Here is a 22,634-nt window from a genome sequence, read left to right on the forward strand (position 1 = left end):
TAAGGTAGGAGAAGAAAATGAAAACTCAATTGTCAAACTATATAAAAATAGGCTCTTCAAAACAATATATTTCTATTTTTGGTGAAAATAACAATCTTCCTCTTTTAGTGTATTTGCATGGTGGTCCAGGTGATGCCGCTTTACCACTGATTTATAAATATAACTCAGAACTTGGAAAAACGTTTAATGTTGTAGTCTGGGAACAAAGAGGGGCTGGAAAATCTTACTATACTTTTTCGAAAGAGGAACAAATATCTATTGAAACTTATATAGAAGACCTATACAGTTTAATTCATTATTTGTTAGAAACGTTTAAACAAGAAAAAGTTTACCTTTTAGGGCACTCGTGGGGAAGTGTCCTAGGCTTAATTTTCATTAAAAAATATCCACAGCTAGTACATAGTTATTTTGGATGTGGTCAAGTAGTTAACATGAAAAAAGGGTTGAAGTGTCAATATGAATTTGTTCTGAAAGAAAGTCAAGAACAAAATCAAAAAAAGATTGTTCAGCGATTGAAAAATATTGACCTTTCATTGACTCAAAAAGATTGGTTAAACGATTTATTATTTGTTACTAAATTAGTGGTTCGATACAGACATTCTTTATATGGAAAAAGCAATTACAACCAACTGGTATGGGATTTCATTTTTTCATCAAAGTACACATTTAAAGATTTAATCAATCGTGAAAAAGGGAGTCTACAATCTATACAATATTTGTGGCAAGAGCTCATGGAAATTGATTTTAGTGAATACAAGAGTTTCGATGTCCCTATTACGTTTTTTGAGGGGCGTCATGATAGGCATGTTTCTTCTTCATTAGTAGAGGATTACTATCACACAATAAAAACGACAAAAAAACTCATTTGGTTCGAAAATTCAAGTCATTTTCCCCAGTGGGAAGAGTCAGTCAAGTTTAATCAGTCTTTGATAAGTATCAAAAAGCAGAATTAGTTTTACAGGCTAATGATTTCTGTAACGTCTGTAATTTAACATCCTTTAAGTGGTAGTATATCAATAGTTTTCATATCTGTGGAAAAATAACATATTTGGACTATTATAAGTCAAAGAAAAATCTAATTTTAAAATTCGTGAAGTAAAGAACCGTTTATATCTCCCCCTCACAATAAATACCCATTCAGCTAAACGTCTCCGCGTCCGGTTGAGTGGGTATTTGTTATTTCTAGGCAATAGAGTAATAAATATATTTTATTAACACACTAAGGCCCCGCCAGTGATTATCCTGCGGGGCCTTACCTTATATTTCTTAGAAGAGGTACCTTTATATTAGGGGATTAACCGACAAACCCAAGAATACGAGGTCCGAACTTATCGAATAATTTACCTGTAATGGGAGACATAACTCCCATCACAATGGCACCTTGTTGATGTTATAATGTAAACGTCGTACCTTGCCAGTATTGGCAGCGTAGTTTATGTTATAGATTAAGCTAACGGGCAGATTAATTAAAGAATAAATTTTAATATAAAAAGGAACTAGTTAGGAGTGTTGCTAAATGATTGGTCCAGATAAAAAAAGTGTTTTTCCAATGAAAAATGTCAGAAGCCTATGTTTTTTGAAAAATATAGTGGTTAACCCCAATATTGAAATTGGGGATTACACATATTATGACGATAATAATGATCCATTAGGGTTTGAGAAAAACGTCCTTTATCATTTTGACTTTATAGGGGATAAACTAAAAATAGGAAAATTCTGTGCTATTGCATCCAATGCTAAATTTATTATGAATGGTGCGAATCATAATACAAATTCTTTTACAACTTTTCCTTTTGGGGCTTTTGGGGGAAAATGGGAAATCGGTTTAGAGAATTTAAGTGGTGGTTTCAAAGGTGATACCGTAATAGGAAACGATGTATGGATAGGCTATAATGCTACAATTATGCCTGGAATTCATATAGGTGATGGTGCGATTATCGCAACAAATGCTGTAGTGACCAAAGATGTTCCACCTTATTCAATTGTAGGAGGGAACCCAGCTAAATTAATACGTTATAGATTTGAAGAGGAAACGATTGATATTCTCAATACTATGGAGTGGTGGGATTGGGATATTGAAAAAATAACTGAATTTATTCCCGTTTTGACAAGCAATAATACGAAGGCTTTAATGGATTTACTGAAGTTATAATAAAAACGGTATTCAGCTAACCGGACACGATAGTGAAAAAGATACCACAAAGGCATAACGCCATAGTGGTCTTCTTGTTTCGGTAAGGAAACATTTCCTGAGCAAGAAAAAAACATAGGGTATGATTCAAGGTCTAACTCTTACTTGCCATTAAACCCAATCTTCATTTAATAATTCCCCATATAGTATGGTGTACTCAATTAAAAGGAGGAATTACTATGGGTTATGGAATTGATGGAGTTGGTGGAGTTGGTGGAGTTGGTGGAATTGGTGGAATTGGTGGAATTGGTGGAATTGGCAGTTGTTGTGGTGTTGGTGGTATGGGTGTAGGAGCAATATTAGTATTGTTCATTTTGCTAGTTATAATCTCCAAAGCGTTCTTAATTTAAAGAGATATTTATTCTTGTAATAACCCCTATTGGCAGGGCCTTTATTTATTTTTTTGATATATCCCTGCTATACGAAAGACCACTAAGGCATTTCGCCAAAGTGGTCTTATTTGATTTCTATATAATAAGCTAACGAAGCTTTTATCTCTTTCTAACCTCAATATAATATCCCTTTAAGGTTCATCACCTACTATAAAGGTACCTCTTATTTATGATGTTAGCCGCAGCCACTCTTAATTTTCCTAAATGAATTACTTCGTCCTAAATCCATTTTACATATAAACAGAAAAAGACCGTACGATTAAAAACATACTTGCTAGTCCCCATACCGTGGCTCCCACTATCCACCAGATAACGGGTTTATTTGAAATCTGTTTACTCTCCATACTTTCCTCGTTTTCTATTATTAAAGCTACCTTCCTTTCCATACTTTTTTTCATAGAAACGAGAACGACAAATCCGATTACGATGAAACCAACAGATATCCAAAATAATAAGTCCACCTTTTATGCCTCCTCATTTTTTATCAGTGAATAATATGAGCAGGATAATCACTGGCGGGGCCTTAGTGCGTTAATGAAACATATTTATTACTCTATTGCCTAGAAATAAACAAATACCCACTCATCCGGACGCGGAGACGTTTAGTTGAGTGGGTATTGTGAAGGGGAGATACCCCTCAATTGGATACTAGCACAGTATTAAATATCTTAACATGAAACATTTGCCAATAGTGAAAATCATATTCTACTAACCTTCAATTGGTCGGTGGGCTTTTTTGCGTTTAATGAAACATATCTATTACCCTCGATACCTTTTCTATATCTTTGTGCGCTACCCACACTGGACCCTTAATTGTTCGTATCTTAGCGCGTTTAGTGTCGGTTGACACTTCCGCCACTCCGTTTATTACCTCACCGCTATGGAATGTTGCGGGCATTCTTTGATTGATACGACTATCTGTAATTCGTTCTTCATAATTTGTCAGAGCACATCTTCTATCAATTGGAAGTAAAAAACTAATGTTTAATAATTCCAAGAGAGCATTATAAGCGGATGACAATGCCGAATATATTTGGCTTCATGGCGAAGTAGGAGGTAGTTGTTCATCGCTTGAATTATCGATACGAACAAAAATGGCTTGCAACGAGTAATCCATTATCCAGATGACTTTTCTGGATTTGTTAAGAATTTTGATGACGTTATAAGGTCACCTCGCCAGATATAGAGCGCCAAGACTGGATCGAACTTCGATTCAGTTGTGTGAACAATCCCACTCTGATGAAGAATAATAGATCCGGGTGCTCTTGGCGTTGGCTGTTCGCTGCCTTTTATCCAAACCCCTGTCCCACCAATGGGTATGTATATTTCATTAGCAGGATGCACATGTGCTGGATAAAGCGTTTCAGGAGCTAATAAGGTAAGCCCCATGAGTAAGTGGTCAGCCCTTCCCAGATCTTCCGGTCCGATAAATTGCGCGAAAGATACATGTGATTCTAGGTTTGGATGTAGCGGATGTGGTGGATAACCGAAGGCCCAGTGGAGGAATGGTGCCAAGGGCCTGATAGCTGCCACAAGGCTTGACTCGGCGCCGGTATCACCAAGTGTCAATGCAATATCGAGATACTTAGCGACGGGTGATCCTTGTGGACTAGGAAGTTTTCCGGAGCTTGGCACCACAGGCCACACCTGCAAAATTTGGCTTATCTCGTCGAGTATGTCGGAATCGTTGGTCTCATAACGTTCGAGACGTCTGTGTAGGTGAATTAAGAATGTGTCTATAAACCTGTTCATATCTTCCATGGCGTTATTCAACCTCCAATAAACAAAAGTGAAATCCGAATTTTCTTCTTGCTTGATCCCCAAGAACTTGGCGAAAAAATGATCTTGACGATGCTACTATAATTAAGACAAAGCTTGCTACTGAACCTAGAAACATCCGTTTAGAGTTTCCCTTCTCCTAGCCAAAGAAACTATTCCCAGTACAAACAATACAATGAAAGTAAAAAATCTCATTATTCTCACAAACATCAACATGCACTAATCCCTTCTATATTTTTATAATAAAGGACATTTAGAGTCTATTACCCTTAGGTATATACTACCACATACATGCGATATTGTTTGATTTCCCACTTGAATAAAGAACATTTGTTTGCATATAATAAGAACAAATGTTCTGAATGGAGTGAATGTCATGCCAGCTAAATACATCGGTCAAGTAGTCGAAATTATCTATATGGACCAATCAGGAAAGATTACGCAGCGTAGGATCCAGGTCAACGCTATCCGTAATGGCTTGATTAAAGCGACCTGTTTTAAGACTGGATCGCCACGGACATTTAGCCTGAACAATGTGCTGGCATGGCAGCCTACTAATAAAACAGCTTAGAGGTGAGGAAATGCTTGAGGATCTAGAGCGTAAGATATTGAGGATACTTTGTAATTTTTATTCGATGCATAATGCGTTGCCAACACTTAGAGAGTTGCAAATAAAGACCGGTAAGAATGAAGGACGCATTAAACACGTCCTTACAGAGTTAGAGAAGAAAGGCTACATTAGCTGGGAAGATAAAAGTGGTATAGACAGCATAATAATTTTGCAAGCCTGGGAACAAGAGAGCAGTCGCCATGCACCGCCTTCACGGGGTACAGAATACTGGAGTAGTTATTAAAGTGGACCAGAATAATTACAGACTAATCAAATTATTCTTACTATAGAAGTAACTATAATATAAAGGACGAAAAGTAAAGGAGTCTGATTGATCTTAGTGGAGCGATTTCACTAAAAGAAAATCACGGAAAAATCACAATCTCTGCGTACAAACGTGGATGTGAGCGGAAGTTATTAATAAAAGAAATCTATATAACGTTGTATTCATGGGAGTAATGGATGTATGCGTATATAGCTGGATCATAAAGATAGATTGGAGCAATCTAATAAAAGTTAGGCTCTGACCAAAGACAAGATTTCCTTTTACGGACTGCCCAGAGAGAGAAGTGATTGCTGCAAGCTTCTACTGTGCCGATTGTGAAATTACCCCTTTGTAGCTGTTGTACTGAACCCGTTGATCTGAAGATGGACTTTCGGTTGTACGTATCACCGTCTTATCTACGTTACAGGATACTAATTATTAATGAAGGACCTTGTTTCTAACACGTTGTGGCGAAAGCTTTAGCATGTGATGTGACGGGTTGAATTAGGGTGGAACCACGAGCTGAACGCACTCGTCCCTTTGGGGATGTGATGCGTTTTTTTGCGTTCAAAAAATAGATAATACAATAACTTATAAGAAATGGAGGCTAATCAAGATGAATGAGATTAACGTAACGCTGCAAGAAGGAACAGTTAGGAGGTATCCGCAAGGGACCACAATATTAGAAGTGGCAGAATCAATCAGTACAGGTTTGAAAAAGAATGCGGTGGCTGGAACAACGAACGGTACACTCGTTGATCTCAATCACTCGATTGAGGATGATTGCCTCGTTGAGCTGGTCACACTTGATAGCCGAGAAGGATTGAGTATATATAGACATACTACTGCACATGTGATGGCGCAAGCGATTAAACGCCTATACGGTTCGAAAGCCGTTAAGCTTGGGATTGGGCCTGTCATCGATGATGGATTCTATTACGATATTGATATGGAGCACCCCTTATCTATCGATGATCTTGTAGCGATTGAGAAGGAGATGGAGAGAGTTATTCAAGAGAATCTGCCTATTCTGCGTCGAGAGGTAAGCCGAGTGGAAGCTATTCAGATTTTTAGGGAGTTGGAAGATCCGTTGAAGCTAGAGCTTATCGCCGATCTACCCGTGGATGTGGTCATTTCGATTTATGAGCAAGGGGAGTTTGTAGATTTGTGCCGTGGACCCCACTTACCGTCTACTGGACGAATCAAAGTGTTCAAGTTATTAAGCGTAGCGGGGGCTTACTGGCGCGGGAACTCCAATAATAAAATGCTACAGCGCATCTATGGCACTTCTTTTCCAAAAAAGGCAGATCTCGAGCAACATCTTTATATGTTGGAGGAAGCCAGGAAACGTGATCACCGAAAGCTGGGTAAAGAACTCGAATTGTTCATGTTCTCAGAAGAGGCACCTGGAATGCCATTTTACCTACCCAACATTTGCGCTCAAACCGATGAATTGTCCAGGGCATATGCTTATTTATAAAAATAGTCTGCACTCCTATCGGGATTTGCCGATTCGTCTGTCTGAATTTGGTCAAGTACACCGCCACGAATATTCAGGAGCATTGAATGGCATGATGCGAGTTCGTACTTTTTGCCAAGATGATGCCCACATTTTTGCACGTCCGGATCAGATTGAAGAAGAGATTAGTCGTGCAATTGCTTTGATTGATCATATTTACAAGGTCTTCGGATTTGAATATAAGATTGAGTTATCAACTCGCCCTGAAGATTACATGGGATCAGAGGAACTGTGGGATACAGCTGAGCAATCTTTACGAAATGTGCTAGATCAGCGTGGCATACATTATCGTGTGAATGAAGGTGATGGTGCGTTCTACGGTCCTAAAATTGACTTTCACATTCAGGATGCGCTCAAACGAAGTTGGCAGTGTGGGACAATTCAGTTGGACTTTCAGATGCCGGAGAAATTCGATCTGACATACGTGGGAGAGTACAACCAGAAGCATCGACCGGTTGTCATCCACCGAGCTATATTTGGTTCCGTGGAACGATTTATCGGTATTCTAACGGAGCATTATAGTGGGGCATTTCCATTATGGCTCGCGCCAGTGCAGGCGAAGATCTTGCCGGTGTCCGAGAACTATAACGACTACGCTTATGAGGTGAAGAGAACGTTACAAAAGGCAGGAATTAGAGTAGAGGTTGATGTACGTAATGAGAAACTTGGATACAAGATTCGCGAGGCACAGCTAGAGAAGGCACCTTACATGCTCATTCTTGGTGAGAATGAGAAGATGTCAACTAGCGTATCCGTTCGAAAACGCGGCGAAGGTGATTTGGGTATTAAAAGTGTAACAGAACTGATTGATATGGTGAATGGAGAAATCCAAATACAGATTGGTTGAACCTGTTGAATTTGTGGGAATGGATGAATTTAGTTTCCATATAATTATTAGGAAAGTGATCCAAGAGAATGACAATCCCATCTATGGGCGAATGTCATTCTTTTTTTGTATGATTTAGCGTAAGAGGGATCCAATTCCAATCGGGATACGTTAATTTGAGGGTTATGATTACTATAAATGATCTTGACCATAGTTCGGACACTGTGATAAGTTCTATTGATAATGATTATCATTTTCATGAAGCGAAGGGGTGTTCTTCTTGCCTAATACATATATTCATAATGAAACTGTATATGTCTCTCTGGACAATCTATTGATAAATGTTCGAAGTATCGAGTTACTACACGATGGATGGCTGGAGCAACAACTTGTTGAATCACATGTCCTGATCATAGTAAAGAGCGGCATGGGACGGTTAATGATGGGGATTAATGAGTACATATTAAAACAAGATGCTGTTCATATCGCTGTGCCTGGTCAAACGATTGGAGTTTCTAGAGCAGAAGCGGATGAATTGGATCTTTACGTCATTAAGTTCGATGTATTTAGGGATAGAATGTCGGTTGAAATATTTCCGATGAAGGGGGAACTCTTAATTTATCCCCAAACAGAGATGGTTATTCTATGTGAATTAATGAACAGCTGTTACCGTAGTGAACAATCACTAGAGCGATTCCGAGGACAGTCGGTTTTTCAGGAATTGTTATATTTGATTATTAAAAATATTCGACAATTGCCTGATTTAGACTCACGAGGAGCTATGGATCGCACCAAGGCCTATATTGAAAGTCACTATCATGAGAGCCTAACGATTCAGCTCTTAGCTCGTATGGCCGAGATTAGCCCTAAGTATTATGTGAATCTATTTAAAAAGATTTACTATAAAAGCACGATTGATTATGTTACGGAAGTTAGGATCAACAATGCAAAGAAATTGATGGTTCATTCAGATGTCAGATTGAGAGATATTGCTCATCAAGTTGGATATAATGATGAGTTTTATTTCAGTCGTATATTTAAGAAGGTGGTCGGTGTATCGCCCAAGGCTTATATGAAAAATCGCCGTCGTAAAATCGTAGCTTATTCATCTGGTGTTCTCGGTCAGTTACTAGCACTTGATATCATTCCGTATGGTGCACCGCTTCACCCGAAATGGTCAGGCTATTATTATAAGATGTACCGAGCAGATATTCAATTACATCTTAGTGCATATCGATATGATGAGGATTGGGAATCTAATATTGAAGCGATTACCCATGCTGAACCAGATATGATTATAAGCATAGATATTTTACAACCTGTGGAAAAGGAAAGGTTGGAAAGTGTTGCACCTGTAATCTACATTCCCTGGATCGACAAAAATTGGCGAGAACAATTACAACTAACGGCCGAATACCTAGGAGTATCTCAAGAAGCAGAAGCATGGATACTTAACTATGACAAGAAGGTGAAGTTTGCACGTGAGCGTCTGAATAGGGAATTGAGAGATGATACTATTCTGATTATGAGTATTTATAAGCAAACCTATTTTCTGTGTCCTGCTCGAGGGATGAAAGAGGTATTGTATGATGATTTACAATTGAAATTAGTGCCCCAGGTACATCCATTCGAATGCAAGCAGCCCCTAACAATAGATCAACTTGTAGAATTAGATGCGGATCGGATTCTATTGAATATTTGTCAAGAGCCGGAATCATTGGATCATTGGCGATCGCTTCAAACTTCTTCATTATGGCAGAACTTAAAAGCAGTAAGGAGAAATCACGTGTATTACATTTCATCAGATCCATGGCGAGAATATTCTGCATATGCTTGTGAGCGTATAGTTGATGACATGCTGAGAATCATGGATGGAGATCGTCCATAATGATTCTAGATATTATCCATGTTATAAGAAAAGAATGTAGTTTATACTTTTAATGAGAATTGTTATCAATTAGAAGAGTCGTTTTTGATTGAATAATTCAGAAAGACTAAATGAGAGGGGTTTAATAAAGACGTGAATAAGAGAGTATGCGTATTAGTAATGGCATCTATCATGATGTTGGTTGTAGTAGCTTGTGGAAATAAGGAGGAGGCTAAATCTACAAACAGTGTAGCGGTGAGTCAAAATGAGACTGCCACTAGTAATAGTTCCTCTAATAGTCCAGCAAGTACTTCAGTAGAAGCAAGAACAATAACTTATCTAGGTGAAGAATATACGGTACCAGCTATTACGGAAAGAATCATCTTCGCAGGATCACAGGAGTCGATGGAGGATGCGTTGGTGCTTGGAGTTAAACCGATTGGAGCTACAACTGTGGGAGGAGACTTCCCTTCGATGTTTGCAGATATTACTGATGGCGTAGAAGGGATCGGGGAAAAGACGCAACCCAATGTTGAAACCATGTTAAATCTGAAGCCTGATATTATACTTGGTAGCACAAAGTTCCCAGCTGAGTCGATCGAGAAGTTCAAAAAGGTCGCGACGACAATCCCAGTATCCCATATATCAACGGATTGGGAAGCGAACTTGAATTTACTTGCTGAGCTTACAGGAAGGCAGGAAGAAGCGAAGCAGGTACTGCTAAAGTACAAGGATGATGTCAAATTATTCAAAGAAAAGATAGGTACAACCTTTAAAGATAAAAATGTTCTCTTTGTTAGAGTTCGAGCAGGAAATATTGCCATTTATCCTGAGGATGTCTTTTTTAATCCATCCATTTATGCCGAATTAGGAGCCATAGTCCCTGAAGAAGTGAAACTGGCTAAGGCTCAACAAATTGTTTCCTTGGAGAAATTATCAGAGATTAATCCAGATTATCTTTTCGTTCAATTTGCTGAGGATGAGAATGCAGATAATCCAAAAGCTCTTGAAGACCTGCAAAGTAATCCAATATGGCAAAGTATTAATGCGGTGAAGAACAATAACTTGTATATCAATTTAGTAGATCCGATCGCTCAGGGCGGTACGGCTTATAGTAAAATTGCCTTTCTGAAGGCCGTGGGAAATATAGAATTTATTCAAGAAAAGTGAGTCGAGTAATATGCGATTAAGAATTTATACAAGTGCCCTGATCTTATGGAGCTCACCTGTGCTCATTGTGTTTACGATACTACTGTCAATCCTCTATGGCGCCAAACATATAGAGATTAACACTATTGGCGATGCACTGTTTCATTTTGATCCGGGAAATGTAAATCATCAGATTATTATGCACTCCCGTTTTCCAAGAGTCATCGGGGCGCTACTAATAGGTGCCTTTCTGGCAATCTCGGGGGCTCTTATGCAGGGGATGACAAGAAATTATCTTGCATCCCCTTCTATTATGGGAGTTTCTGATGGCTCGGCTTTTGCGATCACGCTCTGTATGATTTTCATGCCGAATTCTTCCTCTATGGACATGATTTTATACTCTTTCATAGGCTCGGCGTTCAGCATTGTCATTGTTTTCGGGTTATCATTTCTTCTACCTGGAGGGCTATCACCCGTTAGAATGGCCATTCTAGGAACGATTATGGGTACGTTTCTGAGTAGTGTTTCTGCAGCACTATCCACCTATTTCCAAATATCTCAGAATATCAGCTTTTGGTACAATGCTCGCTTGCACCAGATGGATCCAAGCCTTATTAAACTAGCAATTCCCTTTGCAGTCATTGGTATTCTGATTGCAGTCTTGATATCTAGATCCATCTCGATTTTATCTTTAGGAGAAGAAATAGCCGTTGGATTGGGGCAAAAGACACTTCTTATTAAGCTTATGGCTACATTAAGCGTCGTTATTCTGACAGGTATATCCGTAGCTTTAGCAGGCAAAATCGGATTTGTAGGACTTATTATTCCTCATATCGCTCGTTATTTAGTAGGTCAAGATTATAAATGGATTATTCCATGTTCCGGTGTGATCGGCGGGATATTCCTTGCACTGTGTGATGTACTCAGTCGTTTCCTCAATTACCCGTTCGAGATGCCAATTGGTGTCGTCACTTCGATCCTTGGAGTTCCTTTCTTTCTCTATTTAATCAGAATGAAGGGAGGCGGGAAGCGTGAATAGTGTTTCTCAGAGACGTTTTCTCACAGTAATGGCTATTGGCATAGGAATTATACTGATTACGATGTATATGAGTCTAACGAGTGGGACCTTCGACATAACGGTCCAAGAAGTAATTCGGACCCTATTACGAATAGATAGGAACCCAGACCAGGATCTTGTTATTTTTGAGTTTCGCTTACCACGAATCATTATTGCAGTACTTGTCGGAATGGGTTTAGGCATCGCAGGTGCGGTAATTCAGGGTATAACGAGAAATGGGCTGGCCGATCCTGGTATTCTGGGAATTAATGCTGGAGCCGGTGTGGCTATGGTTATATTTATGTTCTTTTATCAAGGACAAATGAAAGGAACAGGATGGCTATCCATTCTTGCCATGCCTATGTTTGGATTGGTTGGTGGATTGACCGCAGCACTGTTGATCTATCTTTTTGCAATGAAGAATGGAAGATTGGAATCTCAGCGTCTTCTGTTGACGGGTCTAGCAATAGGTTCAGGCCTGGGAGCGATTTCACTTTTCTTGACTTTGAAAATGAATGTGAATGATTTCGAGATGGCGGCTGTATGGACTTCGGGCAGCATTTACAATGCCAATTGGAGATATATCGTTTCTATACTACCGTGGATGTTGTTATTAATCCCTCTTATTGTTAGGAAATCTTATATTCTTGATCTATTCCAGTTGGATGAGGATAGTGCCATAAGTGTAGGGGTGATTGTTGAGAAAGAAAAGGCCATACTCCTATTATGTAGCATTGGTATTGTGAGTGCATGCGTATCTGTATCTGGAGGAATCGGATTTATCGGACTAATGGCTCCGCATATCGCGCGACGGCTTGTCGGTGGAACACATAAACGAATTATTCCGGCATGTGGTGTCGTTGGCGCATTGCTAGTCATGATCTCCGATTATATAGGTAGAGTGCTCTTTGCCCCGGCTGAATTACCTGTGGGTATAGTAGTAGCCATTATCGGTGTTCCCTATTTCATTTATTTGCTTTACAGGAATAAAGTTCGGAGCTGATATGGGATTGATCTGTGAGCTAGATGATAAGAAGTAGAAAGGAATGTGATACGGTGGAACCCAAACTAATCGAGTTGAAAGTAATAAAAGATCAGGGTAGCCATAGCAGAGAAGTTATAATACCCCGTACAGAACAGCGTGTGCTGTACTCGCGTGCTGGAAATCGTGAATACCGAATCTTTGTGGCAAGACCTTCTGAAGAACCGCCTCCCACAGGATATCCGGTTATCTATTTATTGGATGCGAATGCCGTCTTCGGAACGATGGTTGAAGCACTACGTGTGCAAGGACGTAGGCCCGAGAAGACAGGTGTTGTTCCAGCGGTTATCGTCGGTATTGGTTATCCGACGGAAGAGCCGTTCGATCCTGCCCGTCATTATGATTATACGCAGTATATGCCTAATGCAGAGTTGCCTATAAGCCCTGACGGAACCCATTGGCCGAAACAAGGTGGGGCAGAAGCGTTCCTGAAGTGTATAGAGGAAGATATAAAACCGGAAATCGAGCGTGAATTTAAGATTGACAGCGCTAGGCAAACGATCTTTGGTCATTCCCTTGGGGGGCTGTTCGTGCTGCATGTTCTTTTTACTAAGCCAGAAGCATTCCAGACATATGTCGCTGGTAGCCCGTCTATTCATTGGAACGAGCGATTCATTATTGAAGAGGAGAAGCATTTCGAGTCCCGCTTGAAGAATGAACAACTCCATGTTGATGTTCTAATTGGAGTGGGGGAATTGGAGAAGAACCATAAAAGTCGTTTGTACGAGAACGCTAAGGAGCTTTCAGAACGGCTAGCAACTTTAGCAAGTCGTGGAGTACACGTGGAGTTCAAAGAATTTGAGGAGGAAGGTCATATTTCGGTGCTACCAGTTCTGATCAACAGAGCACTGAGGTTCGCATTAGGTTCTACAGCTCTTCAATCTTCTTCAGAATGAACATATGAACTGAACGCACTCGTCCTTTAGTGGATGAGATGCGTTTTTTTGCGTTCAAATAACATTTGGGCAGAGCGCGATGAATTATTTGACAGGTCTTAGAATCAATCAGCCCAAACGTTATTTGGCAGAATCCGATGAGTTATTGCGGGTATATTGATCGTCCTGACGCCATTATCGGAACGGACCAGCTTGATTCCTCTGAGAAGGCGGAACTGATAGATATCGCACCATCTTATTTTGTGCCGACAGAGAACATCGGTTGGAGAGATCAATTGAAGATGATTGCTCAATTTTTGGATAGGAAGGAAAAGGCAGAGCAATGGATACAATGATATGATCTCAGGGTCCAGTCAGCTAGAAAGCAGATTGGTCATGTGCTGGGAAATGATAAGAATCTGGTGTTACGTATCTATGGACAAAGCATCCATGTGTACTGGAACCGTGGGATAGAAGACGTGCTCTATCAGGATCTGAGGCTCGAAGCGGTCTATCGTGGGATAGAATCATCTAACATAGTGCTCATGCGAAGGATCTGTCAGATAGACTCTCGATTCTCTCGGATCTTGGAGTAAAAGTAGAGTTCATAGAGCTAGCGGGCGGAGGCCATGTGTCGGTATTGCCCGCGTTAATTAGTAGGGCTTTACACTTTGCCCTGAAGCCATAGAAGCAATTTAATTATATTATAAAATTTCACCATATGAAAAATTCATAACAATGAATAAATATTTCTAGATACCTTATCATAAATGCATCATATCCATGTATCTATTATTTGATAAATGAAGAAGTCTAGACCTTTTGTACAATAAAGACAACATAAAAAGCTTTAACTGAGTTTGTTGAACGAATGGTAAACGATAGATATAGGATAGCCATTCGTTTTTTGATCGAATTCATTTAAATAATTAGACCGGAGTTAAATGAGTTCCTTCATTAACGTGTTAACGTGTATGTCAGCTCATCAACTGTGCCTGATAACGCTGAATGTTTGAAAATGAACGTATTCCCTGCTCTTTTTACTAATTGGAGTCCATCCTCAGGCGGAATGGTCGGATTCTTTTCCCACTTTTCAAAAGATATCTGTTCTTCCTTGGACAGAAGTGCCTTGTACAGCAGGATTGGAGCATCAAGATTTGGATCGACAAGTAGTAGAGTTCGTGATTCAAAAGGTCGGATAAGCAGTATACCTTCCGTTGCGGAAACATATTCGACTGTATAGGCTTCATCAAGGCCTCCAAGCTTCCCGTTATATATATACAACTTATATATGTCATTCCCGAGACTTGGCTCCCCGTAGTTATGTTTGACTTGCAAGACGACAGAATGAACATCCGCATGTATTACAGACATTCCTACATATTGATTCGCTCTAACAGCGGACTGGCCAATGTTATGAGGCATTTCGGATCCGACTTCTGATCATAGGACCAAACCAAGTCCCGGAATATCTCAGAAGCATGTTCATAGGATAAATAAGTCGTTCCATTCTGGACAAAAAAGTCAGTGTCAGTGTGCTTTGTATCAAATGTCCAAATATCAGGTGAAATCCCAACTGAAGGCACAATGGGCACAGTTTGTGTTGTCGTTACAGCTGAAGATGTACTAATGATGGCAGCCTGTGAATTTACTTGTCCCTCATATGTTCCTAGTACAGTAATAACAGCAATGGCTGTCAGCAGTATTTTATTTTTTGGATTACGATTCTGCATATTCATAGACTTCTGAATCTCTCCTTTACTCTTTAATCTATATTCAAACGCCTATGAATGTTAAAAGGTTACACCATATGAAAAAATAAAGAGCAACATCAAAGTTGCTCTTCGTTTTTATTTTATTTAATTAAGTATGTGGCTCCTTGTGTAGTAATGCTTCACCTGCAATGCCCGGGTTCGTCATTTGATACGGGTCGAGGATAATGTTCAATTGCTCTTCTGACAGCACATTGTAAAATAGACATAGACTACGCACCGATTGACCCGTTGTAATAGCTTCACGGGCGATCTTCGTTACCACCTCATAGCCCAAGTGTGGACTTAGTGCAGTAATAATACCTACGCTATTCTCGACATAATCAAGGCATCGCTCGACGTTCGCTTGAATGCCCTCGATACAATGCTCTCTAAAGACACGGAAGCCCTGATTCATAATTTCCAATGACTGTAGTAAGTTGTATACCATGACTGGTTCCATAACGTTCAGTTCCAATTGACCGGCTTCTGACGCAAGACAAATAGTGTGGTCATTTCCGATGACCTGGAACGCAATCTGATTGATCACTTCGCACATCACAGGGTTCACTTTACCTGGCATAATGGATGAACCTGGTTGGCGGGAGGGAAGTGTGATTTCGCCTAATCCTGCTCTTGGACCAGAGGCCATTAGACGGATGTCATTAGCTACTTTGGACATATTCATCATGCAAATTTTCAGAGCGGCGGAGACTTCTGTATAGGCATCCGTGTTCTGTGTTGCATCTACCAGATCTTCGGCAGGTTCTAATGGAAAGCCACTTAAATCTGCGAGGATTTCTGCAACTCGCTTAATATAATGTATATTGGCATTAAGTCCAGTGCCGACGGCTGTTGCTCCAATATTAATATGAAGTAAGTTATTCTTCGTGGCGTAAAGACGTTTTATGTCTCTATCAAGCACGCGTGCGTATGCTTGGAACTCTTGACCAAGGCGGATAGGTACGGCGTCTTGCAGGTGAGTTCGACCCATTTTGATAACACCGTCAAACTCCGTAGATTTATCGTTAAATGCTTTATGTAAGTCCTTCATAGTCCCAAGTAGTTTCTCAATCATCGTCAGTACTGCTAAATGTACTGCAGTTGGGAAAGCATCATTCGTGGACTGGGCCATATTGACATGATTATTCGGATTGATGTCTTCATAATTTCCTTTTTCCTTACCTATTAGTTCAAGTGCACGATTAGCAATGACCTCGTTGGCATTCATATTAATAGAAGTACCAGCACCACCTTGAATAGGATCGACAATGAATTGTTCGAACCATTTACCTCTAATAATTTCATCTGCAGCTTTAACAATGGCATCACCTTCGGTAGCTTGTAACTGGTCAATCTCCATATTAGCTATAGCTGCACCTTTCTTGACCATAGCTATCGAACGGATCAATTCGGGATGGATTCGTTCTCCTGTAATCGGGAAATTCTCCGCTGCCCTAATGGTATTGATGCCATAATAAGCATTGGATGGAACTTCTTTGGTACCAAGAAAGTCTTTTTCCAAACGCATAACATTCATTCCTCCTAGTGTGAAATCGGACATGTAGACCTAGCGAAAACCTTATGAATTATTGGACTCGATACCATTATACGTTGTTCCTATGAGGCAAACAAATATAATCCTTTTCTCCCAAATAACAAGCTAGCTAAAGTTTCAAAGAAGGCGGATTGTAGCTCCTGTTGTGATTCAGAATTTAGTAATCATATATACAGAAATAAGGTTCGTCAATGACGAACCTTATACTTAGGAATATCGATTACAGGAGGTGAGAGACCTGAACATCGGGATTAACGTCAGCCTCATAATCAACACCATCGAATTCAAAACCAAATAGTTGGAAAAACTCGCGCCGATAGCCATCAAGATCCGTAAGTGCGTGGATGTTCTCTGTCGTTACCTGATTCCATATCTGTGTAACCTCAGCTTGTACATCTTCGCGTAGTTCCCAATCATCGATGCGAATGCGTCCTTTTTCATCTACTGGTGTTCCTGTGCCATCATTTGTGTATAAGCGTTCTGTAAACAGACGATAGGTCTGCTCAATACAACCTTCGTGGAGACCTTTCTCTTTCATGACTTTATATAGAGCGGATACGTATAATGGTACAACAGGAATAGCTGAACTGGACTGTGTCACAAGGGCTTTGCTTACACAGACATATGCTGAACCACCAGATATAGCAAGTTGGTCGTTCATTCGTATGGCAGTTGCCTCAAGGTGATCTTTCGCACGACCAATAGAACCTTCTCTATAGACAGCTTGTGTGATTTCTGAACCGATATAGGAGTAAGCAATCGTCTTAGCGGTATCGGCTAGTACGCCCGCTTGGCGAAGCTCAGTGATCCACAGTTCCCAATCGTCACCACCCATGACCGTAACCGTATCACGAATTTCATCTTCCGTGGCAGGCTCAATCGTGATTTCACTTACTTCGCCGCTATGGAAGTTGACGGTTTTGTTCGTAAATGGTTTACCAATGGGTTTAAGCACGGAATTGACCATTTCACCTGTCTGAGGATCTGTTCTTCGTGCGGAAGCAACGCTATAGATGACTAGATCAACTTGGCCCAGTTCAGTGCGAATAACTTCGATTGTTTTCGCTTTTGTCTCTGAAGAGAAGGCATCACCCGTTACACTGAATGATTTAAGACCAGCATCATCAGCCGCTTGCTCAAATGCTGCGGAATTATACCAGCCTGCTGAAGCTGTACGTTTCTCGCTTCCGCTGCTAGGGCGATAGACGCCAACTGTATTTGCCTGTGATCCAAAGGCTGCGACAATACGAGATGCCAGTCCATATCCGGTGGAAGCTCCAATCACTAATACATTAGAAGGACCTTTTATTTCTGGATGTGCTTGTACATATTCTATTTGCTGTTGTACTTGAGTGGCACATCCTATTGGATGCGATGTCGTACAAATAAAGCCACGTGTTCTCGGTTTAATAATCATGGGGTTATCATATCCTCTCTTTCATACAGCATTTCATTTTATCATTTGAAAATATCTTTCTTACATTAAGTATATTCAAATTTTGGGTTATTGTCTTGCTAGTGTATCGTGATTGTACGATTTGCTGAAAGACAACTTTATTATTATACCATGAATTGGAGGGTTATTAAATTTCGAAATGTTATGAAACATAATGAATTTAATTGGAGATGAGCGTGTAGATCACTGTTTGTACCTTGCCTTCTGGTAGGGGAGTATAGGTGAACGTGAAGTCATTCCCTGTGCGTTTCTTTAAAATCAACATTTTGGATAAAACATTTGGATCCCTAGAGTCGGCCTGATTCCATTCCTTTTGGTCATCTAACCTGATCAGTTTTAAGCTAAGATTGGTACTTTCTCCTGTTGTGGCATTAATCGCAAACAGCTGAGTTGTATCCACTGCACGAACTAGAACTACATCATCCGCGACATATTCCACCATGAAATCCCCCGTGTGACCGGTGATTTTCTCCAACTCAAATAGTTTCCCTAGACTGCCATTCTGAGTAATATATTGAACATTACGCCCATCGGTCATGTAGAGTTGCGTTGTTTTCAGTTGGGGGGTATGCATATAGGAAGAGGTAACGAAGTGATACTCCATTTTCTTCTGAATTTCTTTGTGTTGGATCAACGCCTGGTAGCTATTAGTGAAATCATTGAACATGGCATAATGATTGTCGTTCAAAAGCAATAGATCTGTTCCATTCCCTGCCTCTTTGATTTCAAGCTGATGGCTATATGGAGATTCACTCAGTGGCAGTTCCCCGATTAGCTCAGGTGTTCCCGGAACGGATGCGAGGTAATACACGTCACCATTCTTCTGTGAAACCCAATAGGTTCGCCCCTGCGTAGAGGAAACGATAAATCTTGGCTTATCCACAATATGCAAATTACCATCGCTATTGTTGTACCCTATCTTTCCACCTAAAGCACCTACAGCAGAGACCAAAGGAACGTACATAGCGCCATTGAGGATGCGAGGTGTCTTCGTTAAGGATACCGCTGAGCCATTCACTTTCGCGACAGTAGAACCCATCGTGAAGATAACCTCCCGTTCTGGACGAATCAGTTTGGCTATCTTGGTTGTCTGGTTCCAGGTTAGTGTATAACCCATGGAGGGCGCAAGCGACCTCAGTGGAACCAAAGTTGTGCCTTCTAGAATGACCTGATTGACGCTCAGTCCTGTATCTTTGTAATTTAACAAAATTGATTTTTCTTTCGTAGCCGACACCGGCACTGAGCTTGAGCTAAGGGTGAAAGCAGTGAAGAGAATTCCGAACGTAAGTATCCACTTTTTCATTTCTGCATTTCTCCTCCTTTGGGGATTTCTATTATATGTATTAGACGTAATGTACTACGAAAGGTTACTAAATAAGGGTTACATGAAGAGGGGGTAGCCGATAACCGGAGTAATTCCATCCTTTACAAATACAAAAAATACGTCTGTTTATCGTATTTCGGCCGTAGTGAAAAATCGGATAGATGCTGATGTGCTGCAACGCGCCGCCGATACGGTATTCGATAGATTTCCAATGTTCACGGTGAAATTTACTCCGTACTTGCGGTCAGCGATCATGACGACCGGACTTGTATACACATTTGTAGCTGTTAAAGATATGATATTGTCAAAAGGATCTTGTATAACTACAAGGCATTATGGAAGTTTAAAAACGAAATTAGAAAAAGGTTTCATTTACCCAATAAACAGTGGTAAACCCTCGAGAAGTCGAGGTCTTTTTTGATGCAAGCTTGTAGTTTGGTAGATGAAAAGTTGGAATAAATATTTGGTCGTTAAAATATGTATTAATAACACCAACATCTATGTAAGCGCATACAAAAATGTTGACTTCATGGGCAATTAGCAACAAACAAAAGAGGAGGGGAAAGAATGGCAACCAGTAAAAGAAAAACTTTACTCATCACAACTACAATATTGTGCGTTTCTTTGTTATTTGGTTGTACTAGCAGTAAGGAAAGCACAACCGGTTCCAATAATACAGGGACAGGAGAGGGGAAAACCCAGACTGCAAAGAAAACGATCACGATTACCTATAGAGATGATGGGGTTGGGGAAGAGGGAACATTCTATAAATGGATTAAGGAAATCTCTGCTAATTATCCTAATAAAAATGTGGAAATTAAGCCAACGCCTATTCAAGCATCCGAAGGAGATTATTTTGCCAAGATTGCTCTAGCGCTGAAATCCAAGGATACGGCGCCTGATATTGTAACGGAAGACACCTTTATATTGAATTCGGATGCAAGCGCAGGCTACCTTGAACCCCTGGATGACAAATTAAAAGGTTGGGAAGATTGGACCAATGGTTCCTTTATTGAGGCTATGAAAAAAGGGGTCACAGCGAGTGATGGCAAAGTATACGGCGTTCCTTATAATACCGATTCTAGAGGACTCTGGTATAACAAGGAGATCTTCAAACAAGCAGGTCTTCCGGAAGATTGGCAACCGAAATCCTGGGATGACGTTTTAAATGCAGCGAGAACGATCAAAGAAAAGGCAGCTAAGGATGTTGTTCCTATTTGGATGAACATGGGCAAGGCCACAGGGGAAGCTACATCCATGCAGACCTATGAAATGCTACTCTTTGGAACAGGGGATAGACTCTATGATGATGAGAGTGGAAAATGGACGATTAAGAGCCAGGGAATTTTGGATGCGCTGACCTTTATCGAGACAGTTAATAAAGAGAAACTCGGTCCACCACTGTCTAAAGTATTGAATGGTCAAGCAGGAAATACATCTTCACGTGAATATTTACCGAAAGGTAAGCTTGCCATCTCGCTAGATGGTTCTTGGATAACAGGCAATTATTTTGCGGATGGAGCCTCACCTTGGCCGGAATATAAAGACGTGTTGGGTTTCGCGCCAATGCCGACAAGCAAAGGTCAGGAACCTGGATCGATCACACTTGCCGGAGGCTGGGCATTATCCATTCCAAGTAATTCGCAAAACAAAGATGAGGCATGGGACTTTATCCAATATGCACTCAATAAAGAGAATACCCAAAAGCTTGTTGTTGCATCAGGTAATATAACTGTTCGTGCAGATGTTGCGAAGGATCCTGGATATACCGAAATGCCGTTCAATGAAATTGCGACGGAATATTTAAAAAATGCTGAATTTAGACCAGCACAGGATAAATACCCTGAAGTGTCCGCACAAATACAAACTATGGTTGAATCAGTGACAACGGGTACGTCTCCTGCAGACGCGATGAACAAATATGCGCAAGATGTAACAAGAATTGTTAGTAAGGATCATGTGACGGAAAAATAAAGGCATGAAGAATGCTCAAGCATATCCTAGTGAGTTGAGGAGTGCTTGGGCAAACAACCTTTTTGTTTTCTAGCGTGAGGGAGGAGAGTTATGCATGAGCAGTTTGACGGCTAATGTTCTATATAAGAAAAAGAAAACATACACGTGGCTCTATTTTTTACTTCCTTCCATAGCCATTATGTTGGTTTTTTTTATATATCCAATTTTGTTAACAATTTTTTATTCCTTCACGAATCTAGCATTAACAGGAGAAGCTGCCAAGCAACTGAAATTTATCGGGTTTGATAACTATGTTCGCATGTTTGAAGACCCTACGGTCAGAGTTAGCATATGGAATACGCTGATCTTCTTGATTGGTTCTGCTGTTATTGGTCAGCAAGTGTTAGGATTTCTGATTGCTCTCTTGATGAAACATAAAAAGAAGATGTTTCGACGCATCATCGGAACGATAGTGCTAGCCGGCTGGGTAACCCCTGAAATTGTGTGTGCTCTATGTCTATATAGCTTTTTCGGGGATGAAGGTACACTCAATTCAATCATTACATTCTTCGGTATTCCAGCAGTCACTTGGCTGTATACCGTTCCCATGGTCACCATCATACTCGCGAACATCTGGCACGGTACGGCATTCTCTATGCTTGTGTTTCAAGCAGCGTTAGATGATGTGCCGAATGAGATTGAAGAAGCGGCAGTCGTGGACGGAGCGACAACATTGCAAATTTTGACAAGAATTACACTTCCATATATTAAAGATACCATTACAACGAATATGATGCTTGTTACACTACAGACGCTGGGGGTATTCGGACTTATCTATGCGATGACAGGCGGAGGACCGGGAACTTCGACAACAACGTTGCCTATCTTTATGTATAATCAAGCTTTTGTCAATTATCAGCTTGGATACGGAACTGCGATATCTTTATTACTACTGTTTATTGGTGTTGTGTTGAGTTTGTTCTATATTCGATCGATGAAAGAATAAATTCAAATACGAGC

General features: G+C 40.4%; 20 protein-coding genes and 1 pseudogene. 14 read left to right on the forward strand and 7 right to left on the reverse strand.

All coding sequences use genetic code 11. The features are described from left to right. Positions 1-17: 17 nt before the first annotated feature. The 3 genes from ACP8HI_RS07210 (at position 18) to ACP8HI_RS07220 (ending at position 2,541) form a co-directional block, all read left to right on the forward strand. Positions 18-953, forward strand: a complete 936-nt coding sequence (locus tag ACP8HI_RS07210; protein WP_438350436.1) for an alpha/beta fold hydrolase — start codon at positions 18-20, stop codon at positions 951-953. A 596-nt stretch (positions 954-1,549) separates the two neighbouring features. Next, positions 1,550-2,152, forward strand: a complete 603-nt coding sequence (locus tag ACP8HI_RS07215) for a CatB-related O-acetyltransferase (RefSeq protein WP_438351736.1) — start codon at positions 1,550-1,552, stop codon at positions 2,150-2,152. A 218-nt stretch (positions 2,153-2,370) separates the two neighbouring features. Continuing rightward, positions 2,371-2,541, forward strand: a complete 171-nt coding sequence (locus tag ACP8HI_RS07220; RefSeq protein WP_438350437.1) for a hypothetical protein — start codon at positions 2,371-2,373, stop codon at positions 2,539-2,541. A gap of 272 nt (positions 2,542-2,813) precedes the next feature. Here the strand turns inward: ACP8HI_RS07220 and ACP8HI_RS07225 are convergent, their stop codons facing one another. After that, positions 2,814-3,044 carry a hypothetical protein gene (locus tag ACP8HI_RS07225; RefSeq protein WP_438350438.1) on the reverse strand — a complete coding sequence of 77 codons (231 nt, stop codon included), beginning with the start codon at positions 3,042-3,044 and terminating at the stop codon, positions 2,814-2,816. Between the two features lie 655 nt (positions 3,045-3,699). Beyond that, positions 3,700-4,218 (reverse strand): dimethylsulfonioproprionate lyase family protein, encoded by a 519-nt coding sequence (locus ACP8HI_RS07230; protein WP_438350439.1) that lies wholly within the window; start codon positions 4,216-4,218, stop codon positions 3,700-3,702. 520 nt (positions 4,219-4,738) lie between these two features. Here ACP8HI_RS07230 and ACP8HI_RS07235 point away from each other — a divergent pair. The 9 genes and pseudogenes from ACP8HI_RS07235 to ACP8HI_RS07275 all read left to right on the forward strand — a co-directional run bounded on the left by ACP8HI_RS07235 (position 4,739) and on the right by ACP8HI_RS07275 (position 13,928). Further along, positions 4,739-4,933: a hypothetical protein gene (locus ACP8HI_RS07235; RefSeq protein ID WP_438350440.1), complete on the forward strand. Its 195-nt coding sequence runs from the start codon at positions 4,739-4,741 to the stop codon at positions 4,931-4,933. A gap of 64 nt (positions 4,934-4,997) precedes the next feature. Then, a complete protein-coding gene (locus ACP8HI_RS07240; protein WP_438350441.1) occupies positions 4,998-5,216 on the forward strand; it encodes a hypothetical protein in 219 nt (72 codons plus the stop codon). A gap of 631 nt (positions 5,217-5,847) precedes the next feature. Continuing rightward, positions 5,848-7,603: pseudogene (gene thrS / locus ACP8HI_RS07245) on the forward strand (threonine--tRNA ligase). A gap of 250 nt (positions 7,604-7,853) precedes the next feature. After that, positions 7,854-9,470, forward strand: a complete 1,617-nt coding sequence (locus ACP8HI_RS07250) for an AraC family transcriptional regulator (RefSeq protein ID WP_438350442.1) — start codon at positions 7,854-7,856, stop codon at positions 9,468-9,470. A gap of 132 nt (positions 9,471-9,602) precedes the next feature. Next, positions 9,603-10,619: an ABC transporter substrate-binding protein gene (locus tag ACP8HI_RS07255; protein WP_438350443.1), complete on the forward strand. Its 1,017-nt coding sequence runs from the start codon at positions 9,603-9,605 to the stop codon at positions 10,617-10,619. Positions 10,620-10,629: 10 nt separating this feature from the next. Further along, positions 10,630-11,637 carry a FecCD family ABC transporter permease gene (locus ACP8HI_RS07260; RefSeq protein ID WP_438350444.1) on the forward strand — a complete coding sequence of 336 codons (1,008 nt, stop codon included), beginning with the start codon at positions 10,630-10,632 and terminating at the stop codon, positions 11,635-11,637. A 28-nt stretch (positions 11,638-11,665) separates the two neighbouring features. After that, entirely contained in the window at positions 11,666-12,658 is a 993-nt protein-coding gene (locus ACP8HI_RS07265; protein WP_438351737.1) for a FecCD family ABC transporter permease, read from the forward strand. Between the two features lie 23 nt (positions 12,659-12,681). After that, positions 12,682-13,593: an alpha/beta hydrolase gene (locus ACP8HI_RS07270; protein ID WP_438350445.1), complete on the forward strand. Its 912-nt coding sequence runs from the start codon at positions 12,682-12,684 to the stop codon at positions 13,591-13,593. A 137-nt stretch (positions 13,594-13,730) separates the two neighbouring features. After that, positions 13,731-13,928: a hypothetical protein gene (locus ACP8HI_RS07275; protein WP_438350446.1), complete on the forward strand. Its 198-nt coding sequence runs from the start codon at positions 13,731-13,733 to the stop codon at positions 13,926-13,928. A gap of 601 nt (positions 13,929-14,529) precedes the next feature. Here ACP8HI_RS07275 and ACP8HI_RS07280 read toward each other — a convergent pair. From ACP8HI_RS07280 to ACP8HI_RS07300, 5 genes are all read right to left on the reverse strand, one after another. After that, entirely contained in the window at positions 14,530-14,997 is a 468-nt protein-coding gene (locus tag ACP8HI_RS07280) for a hypothetical protein (protein WP_438350447.1), read from the reverse strand. After that, complete coding sequence (locus ACP8HI_RS07285; RefSeq protein ID WP_438350448.1) at positions 14,949-15,311, reverse strand: hypothetical protein; 363 nt, start codon at positions 15,309-15,311, stop codon at positions 14,949-14,951. The genes ACP8HI_RS07280 and ACP8HI_RS07285 overlap by 49 nt, the downstream gene beginning before the upstream one ends. 124 nt (positions 15,312-15,435) lie before the next feature. After that, positions 15,436-16,854 (reverse strand): aspartate ammonia-lyase, encoded by a 1,419-nt coding sequence (gene aspA, locus ACP8HI_RS07290; RefSeq protein WP_438350449.1) that lies wholly within the window; start codon positions 16,852-16,854, stop codon positions 15,436-15,438. 247 nt (positions 16,855-17,101) lie between these two features. Further along, positions 17,102-18,298 carry an enoyl-ACP reductase FabV gene (gene fabV / locus ACP8HI_RS07295; protein WP_438350450.1) on the reverse strand — a complete coding sequence of 399 codons (1,197 nt, stop codon included), beginning with the start codon at positions 18,296-18,298 and terminating at the stop codon, positions 17,102-17,104. 199 nt (positions 18,299-18,497) lie between these two features. Next, a complete protein-coding gene (locus ACP8HI_RS07300; RefSeq protein ID WP_438350451.1) occupies positions 18,498-19,640 on the reverse strand; it encodes a copper amine oxidase N-terminal domain-containing protein in 1,143 nt (380 codons plus the stop codon). 588 nt (positions 19,641-20,228) lie between these two features. Between ACP8HI_RS07300 and ACP8HI_RS07305 the strand changes: the two genes are divergently transcribed. Next, the gene (locus ACP8HI_RS07305; RefSeq protein ID WP_438350452.1) at positions 20,229-21,635 is read left to right on the forward strand and encodes an ABC transporter substrate-binding protein; all 1,407 of its coding nucleotides are present in this window, start codon (positions 20,229-20,231) and stop codon (positions 21,633-21,635) included. A 94-nt stretch (positions 21,636-21,729) separates the two neighbouring features. Continuing rightward, entirely contained in the window at positions 21,730-22,620 is an 891-nt protein-coding gene (locus ACP8HI_RS07310; RefSeq protein WP_438350453.1) for a carbohydrate ABC transporter permease, read from the forward strand. Positions 22,621-22,634: the final 14 nt, after the last annotated feature.

Origin of the sequence: Paenibacillus sp. FA6 (assembly GCF_051550225.1) — a bacterium.
Lineage (GTDB): Bacteria > Bacillota > Bacilli > Paenibacillales > Paenibacillaceae > Paenibacillus_AQ.

Coding starts and splice junctions, on each gene's coding strand:
- ACP8HI_RS07300 (WP_438350451.1), bottom strand. CDS start 19,640: ATGAAAAAGTGGATACTTACGTTCGGAATTCTCTTCACTGCTTTCACC.
- ACP8HI_RS07280 (WP_438350447.1), bottom strand. CDS start 14,997: ATGCCTCATAACATTGGCCAGTCCGCTGTTAGAGCGAATCAATATGTA.
- ACP8HI_RS07215 (WP_438351736.1), top strand. CDS start 1,550: ATGAAAAATGTCAGAAGCCTATGTTTTTTGAAAAATATAGTGGTTAAC.
- ACP8HI_RS07220 (WP_438350437.1), top strand. CDS start 2,371: ATGGGTTATGGAATTGATGGAGTTGGTGGAGTTGGTGGAGTTGGTGGA.
- ACP8HI_RS07305 (WP_438350452.1), top strand. CDS start 20,229: ATGGCAACCAGTAAAAGAAAAACTTTACTCATCACAACTACAATATTG.
- ACP8HI_RS07210 (WP_438350436.1), top strand. CDS start 18: ATGAAAACTCAATTGTCAAACTATATAAAAATAGGCTCTTCAAAACAA.
- aspA (WP_438350449.1), bottom strand. CDS start 16,854: ATGCGTTTGGAAAAAGACTTTCTTGGTACCAAAGAAGTTCCATCCAAT.
- ACP8HI_RS07275 (WP_438350446.1), top strand. CDS start 13,731: ATGAGTTATTGCGGGTATATTGATCGTCCTGACGCCATTATCGGAACG.
- ACP8HI_RS07285 (WP_438350448.1), bottom strand. CDS start 15,311: ATGAATATGCAGAATCGTAATCCAAAAAATAAAATACTGCTGACAGCC.
- ACP8HI_RS07265 (WP_438351737.1), top strand. CDS start 11,666: ATGGCTATTGGCATAGGAATTATACTGATTACGATGTATATGAGTCTA.
- ACP8HI_RS07235 (WP_438350440.1), top strand. CDS start 4,739: ATGCCAGCTAAATACATCGGTCAAGTAGTCGAAATTATCTATATGGAC.
- ACP8HI_RS07310 (WP_438350453.1), top strand. CDS start 21,730: ATGAGCAGTTTGACGGCTAATGTTCTATATAAGAAAAAGAAAACATAC.
- ACP8HI_RS07260 (WP_438350444.1), top strand. CDS start 10,630: ATGCGATTAAGAATTTATACAAGTGCCCTGATCTTATGGAGCTCACCT.
- ACP8HI_RS07270 (WP_438350445.1), top strand. CDS start 12,682: ATGATAAGAAGTAGAAAGGAATGTGATACGGTGGAACCCAAACTAATC.
- ACP8HI_RS07240 (WP_438350441.1), top strand. CDS start 4,998: ATGCATAATGCGTTGCCAACACTTAGAGAGTTGCAAATAAAGACCGGT.
- fabV (WP_438350450.1), bottom strand. CDS start 18,298: ATGATTATTAAACCGAGAACACGTGGCTTTATTTGTACGACATCGCAT.